We start from the raw sequence: 23,294 nt of genomic DNA, 5'->3' as shown, positions 1-23,294 counted from the left end.
ATGCGTTAGGTGATGAACCAACTTCAACTACCGAACCGTATATTTAAATTAAGGATGGAGGGTTGATTTATGAAAAGATCAAAAAGATTTGAAGCTTTAGAAAAAAGACCAGTTAATCAAGATGGGTTTGTACAAGATTGGCCAGATGTTGGTCTGGTTGCAATAGATGGTCCAAATGATCCAAAATCAAGTTTAAAAATTGAAAATGGTAAGATTTCTGAAATGGATGGAAAGAAAAGAGCAGATTTTGATTTTATAGATATTTTTCTTGCTGATCACGCTATAAACATTGGCGATGCAGAAAAATCAATGGCGCTCACATCACTTGAAATTGCTAGGATGCTTACAGATATAAATGTTCCCAGAGCAAAAATTGTAACTATTGCTACTTCTATTACTCCAGCAAAATTAGTTGAAGTTGTGGACAACCTAAATGTTGTTGAGATGATGATGGCACTGCAAAAAATGAGAGCCAGAAAAACACCATCTAATCAGTGTCATATTACAAATGTAAAAGATAATCCAATTTTAATTGCAGCGGACGCTGCAGAAGCAGCTTTAAGAGGTTTTGATGAAATGGAAACTACAGTTGCTGTAACTAGATATGCACCTTTTAATGCACTTGGATTATTAATCGGAGCACAAGTAGGAAGAGGGGGCATATTAACTCAATGTGCTCTTGAAGAAGCAACAGAACTTAAACTTGGAATGCTTGGGTATACAGCTTATGCTGAGACAATATCAGTTTATGGTACAGAGCAAGTATTTACTGATGGAGATGATACACCTTGGTCAAAGGCATTTCTTGCATCAGCATATGCATCTCGTGGACTTAAAATGAGATTTACATCTGGTACTGGTTCAGAAGTGCTAATGGGTTATGCTGAAGGTAAGTCAATGCTTTATCTTGAAGCAAGATGCATAATGATTACAAAGGGTGCTGGAGTTCAAGGATTACAAAATGGTTCTATAAGTTGTATTGGTATCCCGGCCTCAGTTTCAGGTGGAATAAGAGCTGTACTTGCGGAGAACCTTATAACTTCAATGCTTGACATGGAAGTTTGTTCAGGAAATGATCAAACATTCACACATTCAGATATAAGAAAAACTGCAAGGACTATGATGCAATTCTTACCTGGTACAGACTTTATATTCTCAGGATACGGTGGAGTTCCTAATTATGATAACATGTTTGCAGGTTCTAACTTTGATGTTGATGACTATGATGACTATCTTGTACTTCAAAGAGATTTAAAGGTCGATGGAGGGCTCAAACCAATAAAAGAAGCGGATGCAATTGCTATTAGAAATAAGGCTGCAAAGGTGCTTCAAGGAGTATTTAAAGAAATGGGACTACCACAAATAACTGATGAAGAAGTTGAAGCAGTAACATATGCACATGGAAGTAAGGATGTTCCAGATCGAAATGTTGTAGAAGATTTAAAAGCTGCTCAGAGCATATTAAAGAATGAGATTACAGTTCTTGAAGTGGTTAAAGCACTTTCAAAAAGTGGAAATGAAGATATTGCACAGAGGGTTCTAAGCTTAGTAAAACAAAGAATTGCTGGAGATTATTTACACACTTCATCTATTTTTGATGATAAATTCAACGTAATTACTGCAGTAAACGATCCTAATGATTATATGGGACCAGGAACAGGGTACAGGCTTGAGGGCGCAAGATGGGATGAAATAAAAAACATTAATCAGGCTCTTGATCCTAATAAAATGTAGTTAGAGGAGTGATGTAATATGAATGTAATGTCTAATGAGGAATTAATTAAAATCATAACAAATGAAGTTGTTAAAAAATTACAATCACAAGGCAACTCCAGTGGAGGAAATATAGAAAGTAAAGTAGATACTTTAAATTCAAAATTAGAGCTTATTGAAGAAGGAGAAGCGAGACCAGGAACAAGGCCCGATGAAGTTGTTATAGCATTAGCTCCTGCATTTGGAATTTATCAAACAAAAACTATTGTGGATATTCCACATGACAAAGTACTTAGAGAACTTATGGCAGGTATTGAAGAAGAAGGTGTTACTGCAAGAGTTATTAGAGTAACTCGTACATCTGATGTTTGTTTTATGGCTCATGATGCCGCAGTTTTAAGTGGCTCAGGAATTGGCATTGGTATTCAGTCAAAAGGAACAACTGTTATTCATCAAAAGGACCTTCAAATGTTAGAAAATCTTGAACTTTTCCCACAAGCTCCACTTATAACTCTCGAAACGTTTAGAGCAATTGGGAAAAATGCTGCAAAATATGCAAAAGGTGAATCACCGACTCCAGTTCCAACGTTAAACGATCAGATGGCGAGACCTAAATATCAAGCAAAAGCAGCAGTTCTTCATATCAAAGAAACACAGCACGTTGTATTAAATGCAAAACCTGTGCAACTTAAAGTTGTATTTAAGTAAGGGGTGAATTATATGGATGATAATATGAATATTGAACAAATAGTAAAAGAAGTTATGAAAATGATGGGAAATGAAACTGGAGCACAAGATGTTAAAGCAACATCTAATGGTAACGCTAATAATAGTAGTCCTAAAAAATTAACACTTAAAGATTATCCATTAGCAAAAAACAGTAAGGAACTAATTAAAACTAAAAGTGGTAAAGGGCTCGATGACATTGATGTTAAAAGTGTTCTTAATGGAGACGTTAAACCAGAAGATATTAAAATAACAGCTGAAGTACTTTTATATCAAGCGCAAATTGCAGATGAAGTTGGAAGAGTTCAGTTTGGTAAAAATTTGAGAAGAGCTGCTGAAATGGTTGCAATTCCTGATGCAAGGGTTCTTGAAATTTATAGTGCACTTAGACCATTTAGATCTACAAAGCAGGAGTTACTTGATATAGCAACTGAACTTGATGATAAATATAATGCCACAATAAATGCTACATTAGTAAGAGAAGCTGCTGATGTTTATGAAAAGAGAAGTAGACTAAAAGTTTAATGATGATTTAAGAGGTGATTGGTTTGAAATTTATTGCAGGTGTAGATGTGGGTAATTCTACAACAGAAGTAGCTATTGCAGATATAGAAAATGGTCTAAATTTCGTTTCTAGTAGTTTGTCTAAAACTACAGGAATAAAAGGAACTTTAGATAACGTTGTTGGGATCTTAAATTCTCTAACTGACGCATGTAAGAAAATTAACATAGAATTATCTGCATTAGATTCTATATGTATTAATGAAGCAACACCTGTAATAGGTGATGTGGCAATGGAAACAATTACAGAAACAATAATAACCGAGTCAACTATGATTGGACATAATCCAGATACACCAGGTGGACTAGGTATTGGTATTGGTAAGACTGTGTATATTGATGAAATAGTAAATCTACACAGCATGGAAGATGTAATTTGTATAATTCCAAAGTCAGTAGATTTTGAAACTGCTGCTATTAGAATTAATAATGCGCTTGACAATAATGTAAAAATTAATGGACTTATTGTTCAGGCAGATGATGGTGTTATTATTTCTAATAGGCTAAGGAAAGTTATCCCCATTGTTGATGAGGTTTCTCTTATTGAAAAAGTACCTATGGGAATGATTGCGGCAGTCGAGGTAGCGGCACCTGGTTGTAATATAACAGTTCTTTCAAATCCTTACGGGTTAGCTACAATATTTAGTTTAACCCCAGATGAAACAAAGCATGTAATTCCTGTTGCAAGAGCATTAATTGGAAATAAGTCTGCTGTTGTAATTAGGACACCAGAGGGAGACGTAAAGGAAAGAACGATTCCTTCTGGTAATCTTATTTTATTTGGAAAGCAAGAAAAAAAAATTGGCATCGAAGAGGGCGCAGTTAAAATAATGAAGGCGTTAAGAGATGCTTGGCCAATAAATGATGTGGTTGGTGAGAGTGGAACAAATGTTGGAGGAATGATTGAACGAGTTAAGCAGGTCATGGGTCAATTAACAAAGCAGAAAAGCTCTGACATAAAAATTCAGGATATTTTAGCAGTAGATACGTTTGTACCTCAAAAGGTAAATGGAGGTATAGCTGGTGAGTTTGCTTTAGAAAATGCAGTTGCATTAGCTGCAATGGTTAAAACAAGTAAACTTCCTATGGAAAGTATAGCAAGAAAACTTGAGCATGAGACAGGTATTAAGGTGCTAATTGGTGGAGTTGAAGCAAATATGGCAGTTCTTGGAGCATTAACTACTCCAGGTACAGACAGACCGATGGTAATACTTGATTTAGGTGGGGGATCAACAGACTCTGCCTTTATAAGTAAAACAGGAGAAGTAAAATCTATTCATCATGCAGGAGCAGGAGAGATGGTAACAATGCTCATAAACTCAGAACTTGGAATAGATGATTATAACCTGGCTGAGGATATCAAGAAGTATCCCCTTGCGAAAGTAGAAAGTTTATTTAATATAAGATATGAGGATGGTAGTGTTTGCTTTTTCCAAAAGCCACTTAGTGCTTCTATATTTGCAAGAAATGTTGTTGTAAAAGAAAATGAGATGGTTCCAGTTCATTCAAAACATTCAATTGATAAAATAAGAATTGCACGTCGGGAAGCTAAAAAGAAAATATTTATAACAAATGTTGTAAGGGCTCTTCAAGATATAGCACCAGGTAATAATCTTCGCACTATTGAGTTTGTAGTACTCGTTGGTGGATCAGCACTTGATTTTGAAATACCTGAGATGATATCAGATGAACTTTCTCATTATGGCATAGTTTGTGGAAGCGGTAATATAAGAGCTAAGGAAGGCCCTAGAAATGCAGTAGCAACAGGTCTTGTAATATCTTACTACAATAGCTTGAAAGGAATATAAAATGGAGAATAATAGTAGACCTTGCATTGTTGTTGTTACAGATAAACCTAATAAAAATATACTTAAGCAGTTACTCGCAGGAATTGAAGAAGAAGGTATCCCATATGAAGTTGATGTAGTCAATAGTGATGAACTTTTAAAAATCACTCATAAGGCTGCAGTGTATTCAAGGATGGGGGTCGGGATAGGAATAAAAGAAAATAGAGTTTTGTTGCACTTTAGCAGACTTAAAATTGATAAACCAATTCTCGACGTCAACTTGAAAGAAAATATTCAAGATACTGCAAGGAATATTGGTAATAATGCTGCAAGATTATATAAAATAATGCCTTTTAAAAATATGGGCGAGGGTATTATGTCAGCATTAAACCAGAATTTTAGCAGGGAGGAAAATATATGAGCAGAGTTGCCATTGGGTTAATTGAAACAATAGGATTAGCTGCAGCAATTGAAGCAGCAGATACTTGTATGAAATCAGCAAATGTTGAGCTCATAGGGTATGAATTGACTAAAGGTTATGGCATGGTTACAGTTAAAATTAAAGGTGATGTATCAGCAGTTAAAGCAGCTATTGAGTCAGCTAAAGTAAGTGCAGCGGCTGTAAATACTGTATATGCAACTCTTGTTATACCAAGACCTGTAGACAAACTAGATCTAATGATTGAATCTAGTAAAACTGTTGGGTTGGAGAAAAGAATTCCAGACAAAAAAGAAAAAAATGAAAGTTTAAAAGAAAAAATAATAGAAAAGCCAGATATAGTAGAAGAATCAGTTGTAGTTGTTAATTCAATAATTGTGGATGGAGCTGTTCAGGAACAACCTGTAGAGGAAATTTGTAATTTGTGTTATGACCCTAAATGTAGTAGAAAAAAGGGAATGCCAAGAAAGGCATGTATGCATTATAAGGATAGCGAAGGTGATAAGAAATGAATAAATTTGATGATGCTCTTTTAAAGGATATAGTTGAGGAAGTTTCAAGAAAATCATGTATTAAAAATAGAGAATATGTTATTCCTGTTGGAGTCTCAAGTAGACATCTTCATGTGACCAAGGAAGACCTTGAACTTTTATTTGGAAAAGGATATGAACTTACAGTGAAAAGTAAAGTTAAACAAATAGGTCAGTTTGCAGCAAATGAAACTGTTACCTTAGCAGGACCTAAAGGAAGTTTGATTAAAGTTAGAATACTCGGGCCTATAAGAAAAAAAAGTCAGATTGAAATATCACTTACAGATTCTTATACACTTGGAATAAAGGCACCACTAAGAAATTCTTCAGACGTAGTAGGATCAGAATCGCTTAGTGTAATTGGACCAAAGGGAATGAAGATTTTTAAAGAAAAAGTAATTGTTGCTACTAGGCATGTTCATATGGTACCAAGCGATGCAATAAAATTTGGAGTTGCGGATGGGGACTTTGTGGATATTGAAACTAAAGGACTTAAAGGTATTATTTTAAAAAATGTACTTGTTAGAGTTGGTAATAATTCAGTTTTAGAGGTTCATATAGATACTGATGAGGCAAATGCAACAGAAATAAAAAATAATGGTCTTATTAGGATTGTGGGGTTAAGTAGATAATTATGATGGAGAAAGCAAATGATCTTATATTGCAAATGGAAAAATGTATAGCGAATGTTGATCCAATAAAGGTAGAGGGAAAGCTTAAGGTTGGAGTTGATCTTGGAACTGCGAATATAGTTATTACAGTGCTTGATTCTAATGATATTCCAGTTGCAGGAGCAATTTATCCAGCAGATGTTGTACGAGATGGAATAGTTGTTAACTTTGTAGAGGCAGTACAAATCATAAGAAATCTTAAAGCTCAACTTGAAAAGCAACTTGGTCGTGAGCTTATATATGCAGCAACTGCAATTCCACCAGGAATTATGGAAGGTAATGTACGTGTTATTAAAAATGTTGTTGAAGGTGGAGGTTTTATTGTTACAAATGTACTCGATGAACCAACAGCAGCAGCCAATGTATTAAATATTAATTCTGGAGCAGTTGTGGATATTGGAGGTGGTACTACAGGGATTTCGATACTTAAAGATGGAAAAGTTATCTATAGTGCAGATGAACCAACAGGTGGAAGACATTTAACGCTTGTGACAGCAGGGGCTCTAAATATGGAATATGAAGATGCAGAGGAATATAAAAAGGATACTAACAATTATAATATGGTATTTACAATGGTTAGGCCGGTAATTGAAAAAATGTCATCAATTATACAAAAACATATAAAAGGTTACAATATTGATACAATATATCTTGTTGGAGGTACTTGTTGCCTTGAAAATATTGAAAATGTCGTAGAAGAGTATACTGGGATTAAAACTGTTAAAACGTATAATCCACTTTTAGCAACTCCACTGGGAATTGCAATTAGCGTAAAGTGAGGTGATTTAGTTGGATATTGAAGAGCTCATAAAAGCAATCACAATTCAAGTATTAGGTTTGGTTAATAAAAAAGTATTAGTTTTCATTTCAGGCGGGGTAGTAAATGTAGAAGATGAATTTAAGATTTTAAAAGAATTTGATAATTTACGATATAGTGTGGTTTTATCAGACTCTGCGAAGAATATTATTCCTCATAAATTTATTGAAGACTTAAATGCAGATGTAATTTATGATAGAAAATTAATGTCTAAAAAGATAGATGAAGTTGATTTTATATTGATACCTGTTATGACAAGAAATATACTTGCAAAAACAGCTCTTGGTATTCGCGACACATTTATTACAACAGGAATTTCAGATGCGATTATGAAAAATAAGAAAATAATTGTAGTAAAGGATAGTTTTGATCCTGATAACCCAGTTAATGTTTCACTAGGTTATTCACAAAATATTTCATATAATGAAATGATGAAAAATCATATAAAAACAATAGAGAGCTTTGGGGTTTCATTTATCAATGCATATGAGCTCAAAAAGGCTATAAATGAATTACTTATTATAGAAGAAAAGGAAACAACACAAATCACTAAAATTAAAAAAGTTGTTACAAAAGAAATAAAACAAGTAACATTAAAAGGAATAATAACAAAAACCGATTTACTGTCTATTGGGAGTTGTAGGAATATAAAGATTTCAAAAGGAGCGGTTATTACATCTCTTGCAAAAGATTACATAGACTCAGAAAACATTAAAATAGATTACATTGAGGGGTGAGGATATGTTTTTAGCAAAAGTAATTGGGACGCTTGTTTCCACGAAGAAGGATGACAGATTGATTGGAAGCAAGCTTTTGATAATTAGAAGAATTAATGAACACGAAGAAGAAGAGAAAGAGACATTAGTTGCAGTTGATACAGTAGGTGCGGGAAATGGTGAAATAGTTCTTGTAATTACAGGTAGTGGAGCAAGACTTTTAGAAGATAATATAGATACTCCAATTGATACGGCTATAGTAGGGATTGTAGATTACCTTGAAGTAAGCAAATAATAATTTAAACTCCCAATAGGAGATGAATTTATGAAAATATATACAAAGACAGGGGACAAAGGTCAAACAAGTTTGCTTGGGGGAAGTAGGACTTCAAAATCTGATTTGAGAGTATGGACATATGGAACATGTGATAGTGCGAATTCTTCTTTAGGGTTTGCAAGAAGTTTTATAAAAGATGAGGAAATAAAAGAGATAATATTTACAATCCAAAAAACACTTTTTGAAGCGGGTGCTGAACTTGCATCGCTTGGTACTGATAAAGTTAAGGAAAGAATTGTTAAAGAAGATATAGAGTATTTAGAAACGGTAATAGATAAGTTAGATATGATTATCCCAAAGCTCAATAGTTTTATAGTTCCTGGTGGAACAATTGAATCAGGAGCGCTTGATGTAGCAAGAACTAAGGTACGCGAAACGGAGCGATATATAGTAGAGCTTTGCGAGAGTTATGATGTAAGTGTTAATTTATCAAAGTATTTTAATAGATTATCAGACGCTATATATACGATAGCAAGATACGAGGATTATAAGAATGTATTAATAAAGGTTCAGGAAAATATAGAAGAGGTGGTTTACAAAAAAGTTCATAGTGAAAGTAGTGAGAAAATGAATAGTGACTATAGTGAAAAGATAATAAAAAGTTGTATCGAAAAAGCAGTGCAAATACAGGTGGCAATGGTAATTTGGGTAATGGATGAACATGGTAACCCTATAATGTTTGAGAGAATGGATGGATCACTTCTTGCAAGTATTGAAATTGCAAAAGGAAAGGCTTATAGTGCAGTAGCATTTAAGTTGCCTACACATGAACTGAATGAACTAGCAAAAAACGGAGAACTTTATGGTATTAACAACTTAGAAAATGTTATTACATTTGGAGGAGGATATCCTTTAAAGATAAATGATCTTATAGTTGGAGCAGTTGGTGTAAGTGGGGGAACAGTTGCACAAGATATGGAAGTTGCGACCTATGCAGTTAAAAAGTTTGAGGAGAGGATAAGTTATGGAGATAAAAAATGATGAAATATCAGCAATGGTTGAAAAAGTGCTTCAGGAAATGAACAGGAAAGATCTTAACATATCTGATAGTGATGGCGTTTTTGATAATATGGATCAAGCAATTGAGGCTGCATCAATTGCACAAAAAGAGCTTATATGTATGAGTATGTCACAAAGAGAAGAGCTTATAGCTGCAATGCGAAAAGCTATACTAGACAATGCTATGAAAATTGCTCAGGTATGCGTTGAAGATACTGGAATGGGAAGAAAAGATCATAAGTATTTAAAACTTAAGCTTGTAGCTAATAAAACTCCCGGAACAGAAGTGCTTAAAACGATGGCAATATCAGGTGATAAAGGATTAACACTTATAGAAATGGGACCATTTGGAGTAATTGGTGGAATAACACCTTCAACCAACCCATCGGCAACAGTTATGTGTAATAGTATTGGAATGATTGCATCAGGTAATGCAGCTGTATTTTCTCCACATCCAGGAGCAATACAAAGTTGCCTTATTTCAGTAAGAGTTCTTAATAAAGCAATAACAGATGCTGGTGGACCTAGAAATTTAATTACGACGCTCAGGAAACCATCACTTGAAAGTACTGATGCAATGATAAATAATCCTAAAATAAGACTTGTTGTTGCAACAGGTGGACCATTTATTGTTAAAAAAGTATTATCATCAGGCAAAAAAGCAATAGGAGCAGGGGCAGGAAATCCTCCAGTAGTTGTTGATGAAACTGCAGATATAGTTAAAGCTGCAAGGGATATAATCGCAGGTTGTTGTTTTGATAATAATCTTCCATGTATAGCAGAAAAGGAAGCAATTGTTGTTGAAAGTGTATATGAAAGATTAATAACAGAGATGCTTAAAAACGGAAATGTATATGAATTAGATGAGCAGCAAAAACAAAAGGTCTTAGATGTAGTAATGAATAAAACAGAAAAAAATGGAAAAATAAAATATGGAGTTAATAAAAACTTCGTCGGTAGAGATGCGGCAGTTATTTTAGCAGCAGCTGGAATTCAGGCTCCTAAAGGTGTTGAATGTTTAATTTGTAGAGCTGAAAATTCTCATCCATTTGTACAAGAAGAATTAATGATGCCAATACTTGCAATTGTTAAAGTCAAAGATGTGGATGAAGCAATAAACATAGCCGTAATAGACGAACATGGAAATAGACATACCGCTATGATGCATTCGAAAAATATTGATAATTTAACTAAGATGTCAAGACTTATAGATACAACAATATTTGTTAAAAATGCACCATCATATGCAGGAATAGGTTTTGGAGGAGAAGGTTGGACAACATTTACAATAGCTGGGCCAACAGGTGAAGGTATTACAAATGCTACATCATTTACTAGGCAAAGAAGATGTACAATGGTTGATTCTTTTAGAATCATATAAGGAGGGTTTAATATGGAATTATTAGACCAAATATATAAAGCTGGAGTTGTAGGAGCCGGGGGAGCCGGTTTTCCCACCCACATTAAACTAAAATGCAATGTTGAATATCTTTTAGTTAATGCAGCAGAATGCGAGCCACTTATTCAAACTGATAAGTATATTATGCGTCATAATGCAGAAAAAATAATAAAGGCACTAACTCTTATGGCACCCTTGGTAGGAGCAGATAAAGTTATAATTGCAATTAAAGGTAAATATGAAAGGGAAATAGATGTTCTTCAAAAGGCAATACAAAAACTTGATTCAAAAGTTGAACTTTTTTATCTTAAAAGTGTTTATCCTGCAGGTGACGAGCAAGTTATCGTATATGAGGTTACTGGTAGAGTAATTCCACCAGGTGGAATACCACTAAATGTTGGATCAGTGGTGTCAAATGTTGCAACAGTGTTAAACATATATGATGCAACGATTGGCAAAAGTGTTACTGACAAAATAATTACTGTAACGGGTGAAGTAAATAATCCAACACTACTATCAGTTCCGATTGGAACTTCAGTTTCAAAATGTATAAAAGCTGCAGGGGGTCTAAGTATCAAGGATTATTGTGTAATTATGGGTGGACCTATGATGGGAAGAATTTTAAGTTCTGATGAAGTAGAAGAGAGAAGTATAACTAAAACTGATGGTGGAATAATTGTACTTCCTGCGGATCATTATATTAGAGCTAGAAAATCATTATCTGTGCAGCATATAATTAATCAAACTAAATCTGCATGTATTCAGTGCTCATATTGTACACAAATGTGCCCAAGATATTTACTGGGCCATCCATTAAGACCTCACAAAATTATGAGGGCAATTTCAATGTCACTTGATCATTCTGAGGAAATTTTTAAAGAAGCACTAATATGCAGCGAATGTGGAATATGTGAAATGTATGCTTGCCCTATGGGAATATCTCCTAGGCAGGTAAATATAATGATAAAAAATGAATTAAGAAAAAAGGGAGTTAAATTTAATACAACTTTAAAAATAATTCCGAGTGAAGATAGAGATGGCAGACAAGTACCAGTATCAAGGCTTGTACAAAGACTTAACCTAGGTAAATACAAAGACATTAAATTTAATGATAAAGCAATTGAGGTAAATGTTAACATTGTGAATATACCGTTAAAGCAGCATATAGGTAAGCCGGCTACTGCAATTGTATCAGTTGGTGATGATGTTATTCGTGGACAATTAATTGGTGAAATTAAGCCTGGTGATATGGGGGCTAATATTCATGCTAGTATTAGTGGAAAAGTTACAAAGGTATCTCAGTGTATAATTATTGAAAGTAGCGAGGTGATACTATGATTAGATCAATAGCATTAATAGAGCTTAACAGCATAGCAAGAGGAATAGCAGTAGCAGATGTTATGCTTAAGTCTGCAGAGGTGAGACTCCTATTTTCAAAGCCTACTTGTCCAGGAAAATTTATAATATTGGTTGCTGGGGAAGTTGGAGCAGTAAAAGCGGCTCAAAGGTCAGGAGTTGAGTATGGTGGTCAGTATGTTGTAGATGATGTTTTAATTGCTAATGTGCACCCTGATGTAATTTCTGCTATTAATTGTAATGCAACAATAGACAAGGTAAATGCACTTGGAATATTAGAATTTTTTTCAATAGCAGCATCCATTGTAGCAGCTGATGCTGCCGCAAAAGCAGCGCAAGTTAAGTTAATTGAAATAAGACTTGGGATGGGAATTGGTGGTAAATCATATATAACGTTGACAGGTGATGTAAGTTCAGTTAAAGCTGCTGTTGAAGTAGGCGCAAATTCAGTAGTACAAACAGGTATGCTTTTAAATAAAGAAGTTATTTCATCTCCTAAAAAAGAAGTATTTAATAATTTATTATAGTTTTGTTAGATGGTATTAAATCGGCATATAAAATTAAGGATTTTAATATATATATATTATTAGAACACTTAAATAATAAAAATTATTATCTAGAATTATTAAAGAGGGGGGATATATTATGTCAATATATTTAGCAGAATTTTTAGGAACTACATTATTAGTTTTGCTTGGTGATGCGGTAGTTGCAAATTTGGCTTTAAGCAAAACCAAATCTACTGGTGCAGGATGGCTTGCAATAACAATCGGATGGGCAATGGCAGTTGCTATTCCTGTATGGATTTTTGGACCAATATCAGGGGGACATTTTAATCCAGCATTCACAATAGCTTTTGCAGTAATTGGAATATTTCCTTGGAATCATGTACTTGGATATGTTGTTGCTCAGATGTTAGGTGGAGTTTTAGGTGGTATTTTGGTATATATTAATTTTAGATTACATTTTGATGCGACAGAAGATGCAAATACTAAAAGAGATGTTTTCTGCACTTCACCAGCTATAAGTGATACTTTTAGTAACTTTTTACAAGAGTTTATTGCTACTTTTGTACTAGTATTTGCAGTTTTAGGATTTGCAAATTCAAAACCAGTTTCTGGACTTTCACCACTTATTGTCGGTGGAATAATTCTTGCAATGGGCTTAGCATTTGGTGGAACAACTGGATATGCAATGAACCCTGCCAGAGATTTAGGACCAAGAATAGCACATTTTTTAATGCCAATAAAAAATAAAGAAGGTTCAAATTGGTGGTATGCATGGATTCCAGTAGTAGGACCAATATGCGGAGGCATAGTAGGTGCATTATTATTTAAAATAGTATTCTAACACTATTATGTAAATATATGCTATAATAAGCAGATAATTGACAAATTGTTAATTTTTCTGCTTATTTAAATTAATTCCAAATTGAAAGGGGTAATTAATATGTCAAGAATTATTATGTCACCAGGAAGATATATTCAGGGTAGCAACGAACTTACTAGAATTAAGGAGCATATCGAAGCCTATGGGAAATCATTTTTAATAATTGGAACAGAAAGAGCAATTAAGCAAACTACAAGCATAATTGAGACAAGCTTTAAAGGAAGTGGATGTAAGTTATCATATGAAACTTTTAATAGAGAGTGTTGCACCGAAGAAATTGAAAGATTGATGAAAATAGTAAAAAGTTCAAGTTGTGAAGTAATTGTTGGGGTAGGTGGAGGAAAAACTTTTGATACTGCAAAAGCTGTTGCATATTATTGTAAACTTCCAGTAATTATAGTCCCTACAATAGCTGCAACAGATGCACCATGCAGTGCATTATCAGTTATTTATACTAAAAAAGGAGTTTTCTCAAATTATTTATTACTTCCTAAAAATCCTGAAGTCGTATTAGTTGATACTGATATAATTGCAGAGGCTCCAGTAAGACTTTTAGTATCTGGAATGGGAGATGCACTTGCTACATATTTTGAAGCAAGAGCTTGCTTCGAAGGAAATAGAGGAAATATGTCAGGTGAAAAAGCAACACTTGCAGCTATGGCACTAGCTAAACTTTGTTATGCTACATTATTATCAGATGGAGTACAAGCAAGAATTGCTTGTGATGGTAATGTATGTACGAAAGCTGTTGAAAACATAATTGAAGCCAATACGTATTTAAGTGGAATTGGTTTTGAAAGTGGTGGTCTTGCAGCAGCACATGCAATTCATGATGGATTAACGGTTATTGCAAAAACTCATAAACTTTACCATGGTGAAAAAGTTGCATTTGGTGCAATAACACAATTAGTACTTGAAAATAGACCACTTGATGAAATAGAAGAAGCAATAATGTTTTGTAAGAGTGTAGGACTTCCATGTACACTTATGGATCTAGGAATAGGATACATAACTCCTGAAGAATTAATGAGTGTAGCAGTTGCTTCATGCGGACCAGGTGAAACAATGATTAATGAACCATTTGTGGTTACTCCAAAGGACGTTTATGCTGCATTACTTTCTGCAGATGCACTTGGTACCATGTGTAAATAAGAAATATTAGTAAAATAAAAGTACAATAATTTTTTTATAGAGATAAGAGCATTATACAATATATTTGTATGGTGCTCTTATTTTTATTTATAGGCAATATATTCAATCTATATATTAGAGGAGACTCTATAAACTATATTTAAATATATAAGCCATTATTAGGTATAAAAATTTAATTAAATACATATAAATTAATAAATTATTGATTTTTATATATAAATTTTGTTAAGGAGAATTGAATATGTACTCCTTTTTTTATTATGGAAATTAAATTGTTTAGAAGAGGGGATAAAATATGATTGGAGTATCTAAATTATTATGTGGTTCTGAGAATTTTGGAGATAAATTAAGGTATGTAAGCGGAGCTAGCACACAAAAAAATGGAGTTAGTAATGGTCGTGGACCAGTTGTTGTGTGGAATTGTACAAAAACTTGTAATTTAAAGTGTATGCATTGTTATGCGAATTCAGATAGTAAAAAATATAAAGGTGAATTAAGCACTAAAGAGGCCATATCTCTTATTGATGATTTTCATAATGCTAAAGTTCCAGTAATACTATTTTCAGGGGGAGAACCTTTACTTCGAGGTGACCTGTTTGAGTTAATAAAGCATGCAGGAGAGCATAATATAAGAAGTACTATTTCTACTAATGGTACGCTTATTGACAAAGAGGTTGCAAAAACAATTAAACAAAGTGAAGTTGGATATGTAGGAATTAGTTTAGATGGTATTGGTGTTAGACATGATGATTTTAGGCGCACTAAAGGATGTTTTGATAAAGCTTTAAAAGGGATAGAAAATTGTAAAGAAGTGAATCAAAGAGTGGGTGTAAGGTTTACTATTAATAGTCACAACTATGATCAAATAGAGGATATATTTAATCTAATTAAAGAAGAAAAAATCAATCGTGTTTGCTTTTATCATTTGGTGTATTCAGGAAGAGCAAGTGAAATGATTAATGATGACATATCTCACGAAGAGTCAAGAGCTGTAATGGATTTGATTATGAAAAAGACTGTAGAACTTGGAAATAAAGTAGAAATACTTACTGTAGATAATCACGCAGATACGGTTTATCTTTATTTGCAAGCACTAAAGAAATACCCTCATTTAGCAGATAATATATATAAATTAATGGAGATGAATGGTGGAAATAGGTCTGGTATTGCAATTGCAAATGTTGATTACCTAGGAAATATACATGCAGACCAGTTTACGCCACAATATACGTTTGGAAATGTTAAAGAAAGATCATTTAAAGAAATTTGGGAGGATACAACAAGTCCAATTATGAAAGGATTAAAAGATAGAAAAAATTTACTTAAGGGTAGATGTAGTAAATGCAAATGGTTAAGTGTATGTAATGGGAATTTTAGGACAAGGGCTGAATCAGTAACTGGAGATTTTTGGGCATCAGACCCTGCTTGTTATTTGAGTAATAAAGAAATATGTGTGAAAGAGGAAATGGGGTTGGTTTAGCAGTTTTATAAAAGATGATGAGGGGGATTAAAATATGATTATGTCATGGAATACAACCAATAAATGTAATATGTACTGTAAACATTGTTATAGAGATGCAGGTATTGAAGCACAGCATGAATTAAATACAGTTGAGGGTAAATCACTATTAGATGAAGTAGCAAAGGCAGGATTTAAAATAATGGTATTTTCAGGTGGAGAGCCTTTAGTAAGACCTGATATTTTTGATTTAATAAAGCATGCAGTGAAGGTTGGGTTAAGGCCGGTTATTGGTAGTAATGGAACGCTTATAACTAAAAGAGTTGCGAGAGAACTAAAAAATGCAGGGGTTATGGGGGTGGGAATTAGTTTAGACAGTCTTAATCCTAAAAAGCATGATGAATTTCGTAGTTACAAAGGCGGATGGAGAGAAGCTGTAATTGGCATGAAAAATTGTAGAGATATTGGACTTCATTTTCAAATACATACAACGGTAATGAATTGGAATAAAGACGAAATACTTGATATAACCGATTTTGCAATTGGAATGGGCGCTGTAGCACATCACACTTTTTTTTTAGTACCAACAGGTAGAGGAGAAGATATTGAAGAAGAATTGTTAAAACCAGAGGAATATGAGAGATTATTAAAGGACATAATGTTAAAACAAAATGATGTTAATATAGAGCTAAAACCAACATGCGCACCTGAGTTTATGAGAATTGCAAAGGAAATGGGAATGAATCCTAGGTTTAGCCGTGGGTGTTTAGCAGGAACTAGTTATTGTATTATTAGTCCTAGTGGAGATGTTCAGCCTTGTGCATATTTAAATCTTCCAATTGGAAATGTACGCGAAACATCTTTTAGTGAAATTTGGAGAGATAGCCCTATATTTAAAGAATTAAGGACTATGAATTATAAAGGTAAGTGTGGTATCTGCGACTATAAAAAAGATTGTGGTGGGTGTCGTGCCCGCATAGCATATTATAATGATGGAGACTATATGGCAGGTGAAAATACTTGCTTATATTCTAGCAAAGTAATGGGAAACGCAAAGTAATGGATAAGATAAGTAAAGATATACTTAACTTAATTCAATCTGGTTTTCCAATAGAATCAAGACCTTTTATTAAGATTGCAAAGGAGCTAAATATATCTGAGATGCAAGTTATTGATATTATTAAAGAACTTAAAAGTAATGGGTATATTAAACGAATAGGTGGAATATTTGACTTAAGAAAACTAGGCTATTATAGCACCTTGTGTGCTATAAAAGTGCCAATAGATAGAATTGAGGAAGTAGCAAAACTTATAAATAGTAATAATGGAGTTACTCATAATTATATTAGAAATCATTCATACAATATGTGGTTTACGGTAATAGCACCTTCTATAGATGGTATTAAAGAATTTTTAAATGATATCAAACTTAAAACACATATTGAAGATATAATTGAATTACCTGTGGAAAGACTATTTAAAATCAATGTTGTTTTTAATGTTAAGGAGTGATTATATGCTGAGCTGCTTAGATAAAAATATTATACGAAGAGTTCAAGAAGATTTACCCTTAGTGTCAGAGCCATATAAAGAAATGGCTTTGGAGCTTGGTATTACAGAAAATGAATTAATTAATAAAATTAAAGAATTTTGTACTAGCGGTATTATTAGAAGAATTGGAGCTATTGTAAATCATAGAAATATTGGATTTATTTCAAATGCAATGGTTGTGTGGATAGTTCCGAAACATTTAATTAACGCCGCGTGCAAAATCATGGTATCTTTTCCTCAGGTTAGTCATTGTTACCAGAGGCCTACATTCCCAGAGTGGCCATATAATGTGTTCACTATGATTCATGGACAAAGTAATCAAGAATGTGAGCGAACAGTTAAAGAAATCGCGACATTAATAAATATTGAGGATTATAATCTATTATATAGTACTAAAGAACTTAAAAAGGAAAGCATGAAATATTTTATAGAAGGATAGTGAATATGTTATAAGATAATTATTGTTATGCTTTATGTTAATAAAATTAATAGCTAAATGGTAAATATGAATAATTAGGCGGCTTTGCCGTCTTTTTGTGTTGAGTAATTAAAATATAATGCTATTATACTTAATGTAAACGATATAGTCGAAGATTTATAAAATAATAAAATCATATAATTATTTTTGTTAAAGTTATCTAAATAATTAACGATAATTACTAAATTAATAAAATATTTTACATATTTCATAAAGACAATAATAAAAGAATAAATCACAAAAAAAGTAAAAAATATATTTTTATTAGGGAGGGTTTTATAAAAAAAATTTAAACATTTTAGTATTTGAGGAGTGATTGTTAATGAAATTCTTTAATAATTTAAAAATGATTCAAAAATTGGTGTCAGCTTTTGTTTTGGTTGCATTGTTTATAGGGGTGGTTGGTTTTATAGGAATATCTAATATGAATAAGATAGATGGAAATCTTATTCATATTTACAATGATGATTTAAAGGGTGTTGAGGATGTTGTCAACATAAAGGCTAATATATTAGAAATTAGAGGAAACTTATTGCTAGTCATTGATCCTTTAAATAAAAAAGATTTACTAATAAATACAGGCAATATTGCTGGGCTTGAGGCCATTAATAATAGTCTTATAACAAGCTATAAGACTATTATTAAAACAAAATTGGAAAAGCAACAATTTATGAAATTTGAAAGTCAACTTCAGAATTATACTTTGGGTTATAATGAATTAATTAAGCAAGCTAATGCAGGCGATTTTAAAAAAGCAAATGAACTTGTTGCGGGGATTGATATAAGTAGGGAGGAAATGGTTACAACTATACAGAATCAGTTAGATTTAACTAAAAGTCTAGCAAAAGTTGATTATAATAATAGTCAAGTATCATATAACAGTGCATACATTAAAATAATTGTAATAACTATTATAGGTTTATTGTTTGCCATTTTACTTGGGTTGTTTATTTCTATCTCAATTTCAAAGAGAATAAAGAAGGTTGTAATTGTAGCTGAAGCAATTTCAGACAATGATTTATCAAAAACAATTGATATTGATAATACTGATGAAATTGGTATTTTGGCAAAAGCTTTAAACAAAGCGATACTAAATTTAAAAACATTAATTGGAGAAATATCAGAAAGGGCTACAGATATTAGCACTGCAAGTGAAGAACTATTTGCTACAACAGAGGAAATATCTGCGAAAATGGATCTTGTTAATGAATCTGTAAGGCAAGTATCAATTGGAGCGGAGCAGTTAAGTGCTACAGCAGAGGAAGTAAATGCGACCACGGAGAGTATTGCAGAAAATGTGGAAGGTGTAACTTTAAGAGCAAACAAGGGAACTAAGATGGCTAGCGATATAGGGGTAAAAGCTGAAAAAATCATGAAAAATGCTGAAATAAGTGCTATGAATGCAAAAGAACTAGGTAAAGAGAAACAAGAAAAAATATTAAAAGCAATTGAAGAAGGAAAGGTTGTTAGTGAAGTTAAGCTAATGGCAGATGAAATAGAAAACATAGCAAGTCAGACAAACCTTCTTGCACTTAATGCAGCGATTGAAGCTGCGAGAGCAGGAGAACAAGGTAAGGGGTTTGCAGTAGTTGCAGATGAAGTTAGGAAGCTTGCTGAAGATTCATCAGCTGCAGTTCAAAGAATACAAGAGGTAACTGCAAAAGTCGAGAAAGCATTCCAAAATCTTTCAATTAATGCGCACGATGTGTTGAATTTTATTGATGATAAAGTAACACCTGATTATATATTATTTGTAGACACAGGGAAACAATATGGTACAGATGCTGTAACATTTAATGAGTTATCAGCCGATATAGGAGCTTCTATGACTATAGTAAATGAAACTGTGTCAGAAATTAAAAAGGCAGTTGAAAATGTGTCATCTACTGCTGAGGAATCTGTTGCTAGTACAGAGGAAATACTTGCAAGTGTTAACGAATCTGTTATGGCAATTCAAGAAATAACAAAAGCTTCTCAAGAGCAGGCAATACTTGCTGAAAAACTAACTGTGATGGTTAAAAAATTCAAGATCTAAATTAATATTAGAGTAATGAGTTAAAGAAGATAAGTAAGTAAATTTAAGCCTATAGATTAGACAAATACGGTCTAATCTATAGGACATTTTTTTGTATTATTAAATTTTGTTAAAGTTAAATGCAAATGGAACGATTATATTAGTGACTTAGAAAAAGCTTTAATGATATTTGATAATTAAATATAAAATTATAAAAAAATATGAAATATTATAGATAGTTATCTAAAAAATTATAAAAAAACAATCAGCGTAGAATGTGCTACGCTAGATTAATTAGGAGCGAGTGTTAATGAAATTCTTTAATAATTTAAAAATGATTCAAAAACTGGTATCATCATTTATTTTAGTTGCGTTGTTTATTGGTATTGTTGGGTTTATTGGTATGACTAGTATGTCTAGTATGGATAAAAATCTTAAAAGTATTTATAATATAAATTTGGTAGGGGTAAATGATATTTCTAATCTCAAAGCAAATCTATTAGAAATAAGAGGAGATTTATTGTTAATTCTTGACCCAATAAACAAAAGTAATATACAAAAAAATAAAGATAACATTCAACGACTTGTGGTTCTTAATAATACACTTATTGCAGAATACAAAACCACAATTACAACTGATTTAGATAGGCAACAATTTGTAGAGTTTAAAAAATTGTTAGGTGATTACCGTACTAATAGAGATGAATTAATTAAACAAGCTGAGGCAGGAGATTTTAGGAAAGCAAGCGCACTTGCACCAGGTCTTACTAAAATTAGAACAGATATGTTTAACGTTTTAGAAAAAGAGGCAAAATTAACTATGAGTATGGCTAAAGTTGATTATGATAATAGTCAATCGTCATATAATAGTGCATATAGTAAAATTATAATAATAACTATGCTAGGTTTATTTGTAGCAATAACACTTGGGTTAATAATTGCTATTTCGATATCAAAGAAGATAAAGAAGGTTGTAATTGTAGCTGAAGCACTTTCAAAAAATGATTTATCAAAAACAATTGACATTGATAATACTGATGAAATTGGTATTTTGGCAAAAGCTCTAAATAAAGCGGTATTAAATTTAAAAACATTAATTGGAGAAATATCAGAAAGTGCTACTGATATTAGTGCTACAAGCGAAGAACTATCTGCTACAACGGAGGAAATATCTGCGAAAATGGATCTCGTTAATGAATCTGTAAAGCAAGTATCCATAGGGGCAGAGCAACTAAGTGCAACAGCAGAAGAGGTAAATGCAACCACGGAAAGCATTGCAGAAAATGTGGAAGGTGTAACTTTAAGAGCAAACAACGGAACTAAGATTGCTAGTGACATAGGAGTGAAAGCTGAAAAAATCATGAAAAATGCTGAAATAAGTGCTGTGAATGCAAAAGAACTGGGTAAAGAGAAACAAGAAAAAATATTAAAAGCAATTGAAGAAGGAAAGGTTGTTGGTGAAGTTAAGCTAATGGCAGATGAAATAGAAAATATAGCAAGTCAGACAAACCTTCTTGCACTTAATGCAGCAATTGAAGCGGCGAGAGCAGGAGAGCAAGGCAAGGGATTTGCAGTAGTTGCAGATGAAGTTAGAAAATTAGCTGAAGATTCATCAACTGCAGTTCAAAGAATACAAGATGTAACTGCGAAAGTTGAAAATGCATTCCATAATCTTTCGAGCAATGCACGGGATGTGTTGGATTTTATTGACAATAAAGTTGCACCAGATTATGTACTATTTGTAGATACAGGTAAACACTATGGTGCAGATGCGACGGTATTTAATGAGCTATCCGTAGATATAGGAACCTCAATGAATATAGTAAATGAAACAGTGTCAGAGATAAAAAAAGCAATTGAAAATGTATCAGCAACAGCTGAAGAATCAGTGGCTAGTTCGGAGGAGATACTCGCAAGTGTTAATGAATCTGTAATGGCTATTCAAGAAATAACAAAAGCAACTCAAGATCAGGCAATACTTGCTGAAAAATTAAATAGCATGGTTCATAAATTTAAGTTGTAAATATTAGAATATGAAGAACAGATTAATAAAGCTGATTAACCGATAGGATTTTATAAATTCTATCGGTTTTAATATTTTATTTAGGATAAATGATAACGACGATAATGTGAAATAATTATCAACATTTTCATTTTTATAAATCATAATTTATTATTTTTTTGTATAATTTATTTTAAAAAAATGTGGTTGTAATATATTTATATAAATACTTATGATTTTCAAGATGATTTGCTGAAGTATTAAAGTGCAATAATTATGTTATAATATATACAGTGCATGAATCTTGGATATTAAAGGGGGGATCACATAATGGATAAAATTGACAAAAGTACATCTAAGCATTTGGAGCAATATCCAGGTGTGAACAAAATGTTTAGCCCAATAAAAAGTACGAAAGTTTACGAACAAGTAATTGACCAAATAAAAAATATGATTGATCAAGGTATTCTTAAAAAAGGTGATAAACTACCTTCAGAGAGAAACTTAGTGCAACAATTAGAAGTGAGTAGGGCTTCAATTCGAGAGGCTCTTAGGGCATTAGAAGTTGTTGGACTTATAGAGTGCAGACAAGGAGAAGGAAGCTATATAAAGGCAAGTTTTCAGGATAACCTATTTGAACCATTATCAATTATGTTTATGTTAGAGGGAAGCAATCAAGAAGAGATATGGGAGCTCAGAAAGATTATGGAGGTTGAGGCTGCAGGGTTAGCTTCAAAGAGAATAACGGATGAACAATTATTAGAGCTTAAAGAACTTACGCAAAAATTCTTAAATTGTGATGATGAGGATATTAATTCTGAAATAGATAAAAATTTTCATTATAAGATCGCAGAATGCTCAGGGAATGTTTTAATTTTTGATATTCTTAAAACAGTTTCAACACTTGTAGATCATTTTATAAAGGATGCAAGAAAACTAATAATAGTTCATGCAGGAAATAAGGAAATACTTTTCTCTCAACATAATGAGATATATTTATCTATAGAAAGGCATAGTTCCGCGGATGCCAGAAAAGCAATGCGAGAACATTTGGATTTTTCAAATAAGTATAAAAGTGAAAAAACGATATAGAATATTATAATATTAAAAGTGAGTGCAATAACAAATATTGTACTCACTTTTAATATTATAAAAAATAAATATCGTTAATTATATAACAATGGTAGAAATATTATGA

The 23,294-nt window shown here is 32.6% G+C and carries 23 protein-coding genes; all 23 read left to right on the top strand.

Features of this window, described 5'->3' with window-relative positions:
• The first annotated feature begins 69 nt into the window (after window positions 1–69).
• Window positions 70–1,734, top strand: coding sequence for a propanediol/glycerol family dehydratase large subunit (locus Q0649_RS12390; protein ID WP_298842304.1), 1,665 nt, complete (start codon window positions 70–72; stop codon window positions 1,732–1,734).
• Window positions 1,735–1,752: 18 nt separating this feature from the next.
• Window positions 1,753–2,421, top strand: coding sequence for a propanediol/glycerol family dehydratase medium subunit (locus Q0649_RS12385; protein WP_298842301.1), 669 nt, complete (start codon window positions 1,753–1,755; stop codon window positions 2,419–2,421).
• 12 nt (window positions 2,422–2,433) lie between these two features.
• Complete coding sequence (locus tag Q0649_RS12380; RefSeq protein ID WP_298842299.1) at window positions 2,434–2,964, top strand: diol dehydratase small subunit; 531 nt, start codon at window positions 2,434–2,436, stop codon at window positions 2,962–2,964.
• Between the two features lie 23 nt (window positions 2,965–2,987).
• A complete protein-coding gene (locus Q0649_RS12375; RefSeq protein WP_298842296.1) occupies window positions 2,988–4,808 on the top strand; it encodes a diol dehydratase reactivase subunit alpha in 1,821 nt (606 codons plus the stop codon).
• Between the two features lies 1 nt (window position 4,809).
• Window positions 4,810–5,208 carry a glycerol dehydratase reactivase beta/small subunit family protein gene (locus Q0649_RS12370; protein WP_298842293.1) on the top strand — a complete coding sequence of 133 codons (399 nt, stop codon included), beginning with the start codon at window positions 4,810–4,812 and terminating at the stop codon, window positions 5,206–5,208.
• Window positions 5,205–5,738, top strand: coding sequence for a BMC domain-containing protein (locus Q0649_RS12365; protein WP_298842290.1), 534 nt, complete (start codon window positions 5,205–5,207; stop codon window positions 5,736–5,738). Before Q0649_RS12370 ends, Q0649_RS12365 begins: the two co-directional genes overlap by 4 nt.
• Complete coding sequence (gene pduL / locus Q0649_RS12360; RefSeq protein ID WP_298842287.1) at window positions 5,735–6,388, top strand: phosphate propanoyltransferase; 654 nt, start codon at window positions 5,735–5,737, stop codon at window positions 6,386–6,388. Before Q0649_RS12365 ends, pduL begins: the two co-directional genes overlap by 4 nt.
• A 2-nt stretch (window positions 6,389–6,390) precedes the next feature.
• Complete coding sequence (gene eutJ / locus Q0649_RS12355) at window positions 6,391–7,206, top strand: ethanolamine utilization protein EutJ (RefSeq protein ID WP_367179377.1); 816 nt, start codon at window positions 6,391–6,393, stop codon at window positions 7,204–7,206.
• 10 nt (window positions 7,207–7,216) lie between these two features.
• On the top strand, window positions 7,217–7,981 hold the full coding sequence (locus Q0649_RS12350; protein WP_298842284.1) for a flavoprotein: 765 nt from the start codon (window positions 7,217–7,219) through the stop codon (window positions 7,979–7,981).
• Window positions 7,982–7,985: 4 nt separating this feature from the next.
• Window positions 7,986–8,255: a EutN/CcmL family microcompartment protein gene (locus Q0649_RS12345; RefSeq protein ID WP_298842281.1), complete on the top strand. Its 270-nt coding sequence runs from the start codon at window positions 7,986–7,988 to the stop codon at window positions 8,253–8,255.
• Between the two features lie 30 nt (window positions 8,256–8,285).
• On the top strand, window positions 8,286–9,278 hold the full coding sequence (locus Q0649_RS12340; RefSeq protein ID WP_298842279.1) for a cob(I)yrinic acid a,c-diamide adenosyltransferase: 993 nt from the start codon (window positions 8,286–8,288) through the stop codon (window positions 9,276–9,278).
• A complete protein-coding gene (locus Q0649_RS12335; protein ID WP_298842277.1) occupies window positions 9,262–10,677 on the top strand; it encodes an aldehyde dehydrogenase family protein in 1,416 nt (471 codons plus the stop codon). Before Q0649_RS12340 ends, Q0649_RS12335 begins: the two co-directional genes overlap by 17 nt.
• A 12-nt stretch (window positions 10,678–10,689) precedes the next feature.
• The gene (locus tag Q0649_RS12330) at window positions 10,690–12,033 is read left to right on the top strand and encodes a 4Fe-4S dicluster domain-containing protein (RefSeq protein ID WP_298842274.1); all 1,344 of its coding nucleotides are present in this window, start codon (window positions 10,690–10,692) and stop codon (window positions 12,031–12,033) included.
• On the top strand, window positions 12,030–12,578 hold the full coding sequence (locus Q0649_RS12325) for a BMC domain-containing protein (RefSeq protein WP_298842272.1): 549 nt from the start codon (window positions 12,030–12,032) through the stop codon (window positions 12,576–12,578). The genes Q0649_RS12330 and Q0649_RS12325 overlap by 4 nt, the downstream gene beginning before the upstream one ends.
• A 118-nt stretch (window positions 12,579–12,696) precedes the next feature.
• Window positions 12,697–13,401: an MIP/aquaporin family protein gene (locus Q0649_RS12320; RefSeq protein WP_298842269.1), complete on the top strand. Its 705-nt coding sequence runs from the start codon at window positions 12,697–12,699 to the stop codon at window positions 13,399–13,401.
• Between the two features lie 99 nt (window positions 13,402–13,500).
• Entirely contained in the window at window positions 13,501–14,592 is a 1,092-nt protein-coding gene (locus Q0649_RS12315; RefSeq protein ID WP_298842266.1) for a glycerol dehydrogenase, read from the top strand.
• Between the two features lie 295 nt (window positions 14,593–14,887).
• A complete protein-coding gene (gene nirJ1 / locus Q0649_RS12310) occupies window positions 14,888–16,072 on the top strand; it encodes a putative heme d1 biosynthesis radical SAM protein NirJ1 (protein WP_298842263.1) in 1,185 nt (394 codons plus the stop codon).
• 34 nt (window positions 16,073–16,106) lie between these two features.
• Window positions 16,107–17,111 carry a putative heme d1 biosynthesis radical SAM protein NirJ2 gene (nirJ2, locus tag Q0649_RS12305; protein WP_298842260.1) on the top strand — a complete coding sequence of 335 codons (1,005 nt, stop codon included), beginning with the start codon at window positions 16,107–16,109 and terminating at the stop codon, window positions 17,109–17,111.
• Complete coding sequence (locus Q0649_RS12300) at window positions 17,111–17,563, top strand: Lrp/AsnC family transcriptional regulator (RefSeq protein ID WP_298842257.1); 453 nt, start codon at window positions 17,111–17,113, stop codon at window positions 17,561–17,563. Before nirJ2 ends, Q0649_RS12300 begins: the two co-directional genes overlap by 1 nt.
• Window positions 17,564–17,567: 4 nt before the next feature.
• A complete protein-coding gene (locus Q0649_RS12295) occupies window positions 17,568–18,041 on the top strand; it encodes an Lrp/AsnC family transcriptional regulator (RefSeq protein WP_298842254.1) in 474 nt (157 codons plus the stop codon).
• 361 nt (window positions 18,042–18,402) lie between these two features.
• On the top strand, window positions 18,403–20,115 hold the full coding sequence (locus tag Q0649_RS12290) for a methyl-accepting chemotaxis protein (protein ID WP_298842251.1): 1,713 nt from the start codon (window positions 18,403–18,405) through the stop codon (window positions 20,113–20,115).
• A 289-nt stretch (window positions 20,116–20,404) separates the two neighbouring features.
• A complete protein-coding gene (locus tag Q0649_RS12285) occupies window positions 20,405–22,117 on the top strand; it encodes a methyl-accepting chemotaxis protein (RefSeq protein WP_298842248.1) in 1,713 nt (570 codons plus the stop codon).
• 369 nt (window positions 22,118–22,486) lie between these two features.
• Complete coding sequence (locus tag Q0649_RS12280) at window positions 22,487–23,188, top strand: FadR/GntR family transcriptional regulator (RefSeq protein ID WP_298842307.1); 702 nt, start codon at window positions 22,487–22,489, stop codon at window positions 23,186–23,188.
• Window positions 23,189–23,294: the final 106 nt, after the last annotated feature.

The sequence above is a fragment of the uncultured Clostridium sp. genome, from assembly GCF_937920395.1.
Taxonomy (GTDB): Bacteria; Bacillota; Clostridia; order Clostridiales; family Clostridiaceae; genus Clostridium_AD.
This window is presented reverse-complemented; position numbering and strand designations above follow the sequence as displayed.